Here is a 5,167-nt window from a genome sequence, read left to right as displayed (position 1 = left end):
TTTGGAGGATTGTTTAGTTCAACAAACCCCCCAATCTAAAGCGTATGCAAGCAACGCTTTATTGGAGGCTAAGTGTTGTGCAACGTTTTTATATTCATCTTTCTTTGAAAAACCTCCTTTATAATGTCAATTTCTTTCTTAAATAGAAGGTCGCTTCTAGTTGCGAAGTATAAGGTATTAGAAACATCTTTTTTACCTTTCCAAACTAAATTTATTTTATTTAATTCGATTGATTTATTGACCAAAAAATCTGGAACAATAGCAAATCCTTTATTGTTTTCAACACATCTTATAATTGAACCAATATTAGGAAGTATGTAATTAGGTTTAAAATCGGGTCTTTTATTGAAATTTTCATACCAAAACCTATTAAAATGCTCCATTTCGTTAGAGGCACTGTACCAAGTTTTATTTTTTAGTGTTTTTTCTAACAACGAAAATTCTTTGTTTTTTATCAGTTTATTTATTTCTTCCAAATCACTTTGATTACCTGCAATTAAAACAATATTTTCTTTTGTGAAATCTTCATATTCAACAAGAGAATTTGTGCTGTTATCAACTTTTGGTGTAATGATAAGGTCGAGAATACCATTATTTAAATCTTTTATTAAATCTTGATTAGTTCCAAATCTAGCTACAAGATTAAAATTAAGATTGGAAATTTCTGGTTCTAAAATAGTTTGAAATGTTTCGGTACACATTCCAATGCTTATTGAAGGAACCATATCTTTTGATGTTTTTTTAAAATGTTGCTCCGCCTTTTCAAGTTGTTTAATGCTGCTTAAAATAAAATTGTATAGTGCTTTTCCTTCTTCGGTCGGAATCATTTTTCTAGAGGTTCGCTCAAATAATTTTTTACCAACATAGGCTTCTAAAGCATTCAAATGTACGCTTACACCTGGTTGTGAAGAATACAAAGCTACGGAAGCCTTTGTCAATGTCCCGTTTTCGTAAATTTCTTTAAACGTTCGATACCATTCTAAACTGACCATAATCTATTCTATTAATATTTTAATGCAAAGGTATGAATTATATTATTTTTACAATACAACTAAGTGCTTTAATTTTGTCAAATATTAAATAATAGACAAATGAAAAATATATTTATAATTAATGGAAGTCATCCATTTGCACATTCTGGTGGAAGATTTAACGAAACACTTTTCAATACTACGATTTCATTTTTTGAGTCATTAGAAGGTTATGAAGTGAAATCGACCCAAGTAGGAGAAGACTATAATCCACAAGAAGAAGTAGAAAAATTTAAGTGGGCAGATTTGATAATTTATCACACACCAATTTGGTGGTTTCAAATTCCTTTTGGATTTAAAAAATATATAGATGAAGTTTTTACGGAAGGTCATCAAAATGGAATTTATACAAGTGATGGTAGAAGTAGAAAAAATCCAAACATCAATTACGGGACTGGTGGTTTAATGCACGGAAAAAAATATATACTTACTACAAGTTGGAATGCACCTAAAACCGCATTTACTTTAGAAAATGAATTTTTTAATCAAAAAAGTGTAGATGAAGGTGTAATGTTTGGGTTTCACAGAATGAATGCTTTTACAGGAATGGAATTGTTGGCAACTCATCATTTTCACGATATGGAAAAAAATGCAGATGTTCCACTAGAATTAAAAAAACACAAAACTTTTTTAAATAAACACATAATTGATTAGAACTATGAATAAAAATAGATTAGAAGCATTTACGGACGGTGTTCTTGCTATTATAATAACCATTATGGTATTAGAGTTTAAAGTGCCTGAAAATGCTGATTTTCAGTCTTTAATAAATTTACTGCCAATATTTGGTATTTACACCATTAGCTTTATACTAATTGTAGTACATTGGAATAATCATCATCATCTGTTGCAAATTTCAAAAAGTGTTAACAGCAAAATATTGTGGGCAAATCATCATCAATTATTTTGGTTGTCGATAGTACCGTTTGCAACAGCTTGGGTGGGCGAAGATTATAGCAAAGATATTCCGATGGTGTTTTACGGTTTTATTTTACTTATGAAAACCATTGCCTATTTTATATTAGAAAAAGCAATTATTGCACATCATAAAAATGATGATTGTATAAGTGAAATTCTTTACAACAAATATAAGAATTACATAACCTTACTGTTATATATTGTGGGTATTGGGGTTAGCTTTTTCTTTCCGTTAATTGCATTATTTATATATGTAATTATACTGTTTATATGGTTTATTCCGAGTAAAAAAGTAGAAAATGTGGTAAGTAATTTTTGATAGATAGAAACAAAACTAAACCTAAAGAGCACGTACAAAATGTATGTGCTTTTTTTTGTAATGCTAAATTTTGAAATCAGATTAAAAAATCTCATATACTAAAGCACTTATATCTATTAATAAATTAATAGATATGTATAAATTACATTATTTTTATAATACAACTATTCAACTTACTTTTGTACCAAGGAATCAATAAAACTATAAATGGTTAAATATATTATGTTGCAGCAACCCATTTTTTTAGCTTTTAATAGATTCTAAATTAGAGTATTAATAATTATAAAATTTTAAAGATGAAAAGTTTAAAACAAAAATTAAGAAATGGTATTGTTGCCATAGCATTAACTATAGGCTTCATAAATGTTTACGCACAAAAAGTGCCAATGTCCCCTTATGGACCAGATGATGAAATAGGAGCATTAAACCTAATAACACAAGAGTCTGTATTAAATGCAATGAAACTTGTTAAAAATGGTAAAGTATATCGCTTGGGAATGGTGGTTAACGAAAAAACACCCGCATTTCGTCATAGATATTTTCATATTGAAACACTACAACCTGAAACTAAAGCAGAAGGTTCCAACAAATTTACATATGTAGATGACCAATTAATAGGTTGGACGGGTGTAGGTTCTCAAATAAATGGGCTTTCTCATTATGGTCGAGATAATGTACATTATAACGGACATAAAGTAGAAGATTTTCTTAGTGTAAGAGGAGTGAAAAAATTAGGATTGGAAAAGCTACCGCCTATTGTAGCACGTGGTGTGGTATTAGATATGCGCTCTTATTATAATCAAGATATTGTTAAGGAAGGTACAGTATTCTCGGTGAAAGACATTGAAAATGTGGCTAAAAAACAAGGTACAGAAATTCGTAAAGGAGATGTTGTATTATTCTACACAGGATGGACAAAACTTATGGGAGTAGATAATGAACGTTATCTTGCAGGGGGTGCCGGTATAGGTACAGAAGCTGCTCGTTATCTTGGAGAAAAAGGTGTTGTTGCGGTTGGAGCAGATAATTGGTCTTTTGAAGCTGTTCCACACGAAAACGCTAATCTTTCTTTTCCTGTAAATCAAATGATGGCTACAGAATTTGGTGTGCAAGTTTTAGAGAATATACTTGTTGATGAGCTGGTAGCAGATAAGGCTTTTGAGTTTCTTTTTATACTTGGTCACCCACTTTACGAAGGGTCAACTCAAGTTCAAATTAATCCGGTAGGAATAAGATAACAATAATTAACAAGCTGTACATTTATATAGATATCAGATGTACAGCTTTTTTTTAAAATCGAATAAAACAGAAAACAAATTTTATTCGACAAGTAACAGTTAAAATGATTAATAAAAATATTATATACAATGAAAACATTTTTAATAACAATAACAATGGCATTATTCTCTTTAATAGGTAATGCACAACAGATTGACATAAAAATACCGAGCAATAAATCAAGTCATTTTTCAATTCCTAAAAATGCTGTAACTATTATAGCGTGGACAAAAATAAAAGCAGGTAGTGAGCAAAAAGTTATGAAAGCCACAAAATTAATGATGGATAAAATCAGAAAAAATGAACCCAGATGTTTGATTTTTGAAGCACATCAAGGAGAAACAGCACCTGGATTAGTATTGTTTTATGAAGTTTTTGCTGATGAAGCTGCTTTTGAAAACCATCAGCAAGCAACTTACGTGCAAGATTGGTTTGATGCTATCGAAGGTTTCACAACTATGGAAATGAATGTGAATAGAATGACAAACTTTAATACACATTAAAAAAAATCTTTTCCCTTAAAGGCAGATACCTTTTGTATTTGCCTTTTTTTTTCTAAAAAAAAATAGAGACACTATAAATGACACATATAAGCAAAACTATTAATAATAAAATGTGGTAAATATTTCTAAAAAATAGTCGTTAAATAGTTTAAATAATGGTTATGAGTCAAATGTTGCACAACGTTTTACAATATGAAACGGTTGGGTTTTCGGGCTACGTCTTTATCCACCGATGAAAAAGTTGATGCGATAACAAATGCTCGCAAACCACTGAACCCCAACTGTTTTATGTTGTGTGTTATGCCCTGGCTTTAATCTTCTTCTTCTAACTCAAATATTTCATTTACGCTTTTATCAAATATTTTTGATATTTTCAACGCAAGAACTGTTGATGGTATATATCGATTCTTTTCAATAGAATTAATAGTTTGTCTCGAAACTCCTATTTCTATTGCTAATGATTCTTGAGTCATATTTTTAATAGCTCTTTCTATTTTTATAGTATTCTTCACTACCGTTTCTTTAACATTGAATAAAAAATCATGAAATAAAACAGAAACATCGTAATTAATACTTCTGTTACTCCTTTGTCTGAAAGAAAACCATCCTTAAAAAGTAAACTTACAAATGGTTCTACAATAACATATGCAACTCCGAAAACAAATGAACTTGCAAATGCTTTTAATCTTATTCGTGATGTTAACTCATCTTCTATTTTATTCTTTGTCAAAGCGAGTAGAAGTAATGAGACTAAAATTACAATCTTTGAAATTGTCTTTACGATATCTTTGTCAACTGGAATTACTTTTGAAATTGTCAAAACAATGAATAAAACACTAATTATAATTATTCCAAAAGCAACCTTTTTATAATGGACCGGCAGTAAACGCAAGTCTTGATGATTTTTATGCATATTAGTCAATTTAAAATGTAAAGTATTTAAGTCTATTAGACAAATATACTTTACATTTTATTTAAATCCAAATCCCTTTATTGAATCTATTATTTGAAGATATGTAGCTGTCGTGTCTTAGCTTGGGCATAACGGCAGTCTGTCTAAAAACTATCTACAAAATAAAATTTGTTGTGTATTAAGCCCTTTTTAAGCTGTTGTTTGG

General features: G+C 29.7%; 7 protein-coding genes. 4 read left to right on the top strand and 3 right to left on the bottom strand.

All coding sequences use genetic code 11. The annotated features are described in order from the left end of the window. Positions 1 to 68 precede the first annotated feature (68 nt). Complete coding sequence (locus ACRD64_RS24935) at positions 69 to 992, bottom strand: LysR family transcriptional regulator (protein ID WP_430937298.1); 924 nt, start codon at positions 990 to 992, stop codon at positions 69 to 71. A gap of 99 nt (positions 993 to 1,091) precedes the next feature. Here ACRD64_RS24935 and ACRD64_RS24930 point away from each other — a divergent pair, with 99 nt between their 5' ends. From ACRD64_RS24930 to ACRD64_RS24915, 4 genes are all read left to right on the top strand, one after another. Further along, the gene (locus tag ACRD64_RS24930; protein ID WP_430937296.1) at positions 1,092 to 1,685 is read left to right on the top strand and encodes an NAD(P)H-dependent oxidoreductase; all 594 of its coding nucleotides are present in this window, start codon (positions 1,092 to 1,094) and stop codon (positions 1,683 to 1,685) included. A gap of 4 nt (positions 1,686 to 1,689) precedes the next feature. Then, positions 1,690 to 2,268: a TMEM175 family protein gene (locus tag ACRD64_RS24925; RefSeq protein ID WP_430937294.1), complete on the top strand. Its 579-nt coding sequence runs from the start codon at positions 1,690 to 1,692 to the stop codon at positions 2,266 to 2,268. A gap of 296 nt (positions 2,269 to 2,564) precedes the next feature. Continuing rightward, on the top strand, positions 2,565 to 3,506 hold the full coding sequence (locus tag ACRD64_RS24920; protein WP_430937292.1) for a cyclase family protein: 942 nt from the start codon (positions 2,565 to 2,567) through the stop codon (positions 3,504 to 3,506). Positions 3,507 to 3,635: 129 nt separating this feature from the next. Beyond that, positions 3,636 to 4,049 (top strand): putative quinol monooxygenase, encoded by a 414-nt coding sequence (locus ACRD64_RS24915; protein WP_291372230.1) that lies wholly within the window; start codon positions 3,636 to 3,638, stop codon positions 4,047 to 4,049. Positions 4,050 to 4,360: 311 nt separating this feature from the next. On the opposite strand, the gene ACRD64_RS24910 is transcribed toward ACRD64_RS24915, so the two are convergent. After that, a complete protein-coding gene (locus ACRD64_RS24910) occupies positions 4,361 to 4,561 on the bottom strand; it encodes a helix-turn-helix transcriptional regulator (protein WP_430937290.1) in 201 nt (66 codons plus the stop codon). Beyond that, positions 4,561 to 4,962, bottom strand: coding sequence for a hypothetical protein (locus ACRD64_RS24905; protein WP_430937288.1), 402 nt, complete (start codon positions 4,960 to 4,962; stop codon positions 4,561 to 4,563). Before ACRD64_RS24905 ends, ACRD64_RS24910 begins: the two co-directional genes overlap by 1 nt. Between the last annotated feature and the right edge of the window lie 205 nt (positions 4,963 to 5,167).

This window comes from Saccharicrinis sp. 156 (genome assembly GCF_050589685.1).
Taxonomy (GTDB): Bacteria; Bacteroidota; Bacteroidia; order Bacteroidales; family Marinilabiliaceae; genus Saccharicrinis.
The sequence above is the reverse complement of the archived record's forward strand: the minus strand, read 5'-3'. Positions and strand labels throughout refer to the sequence as shown.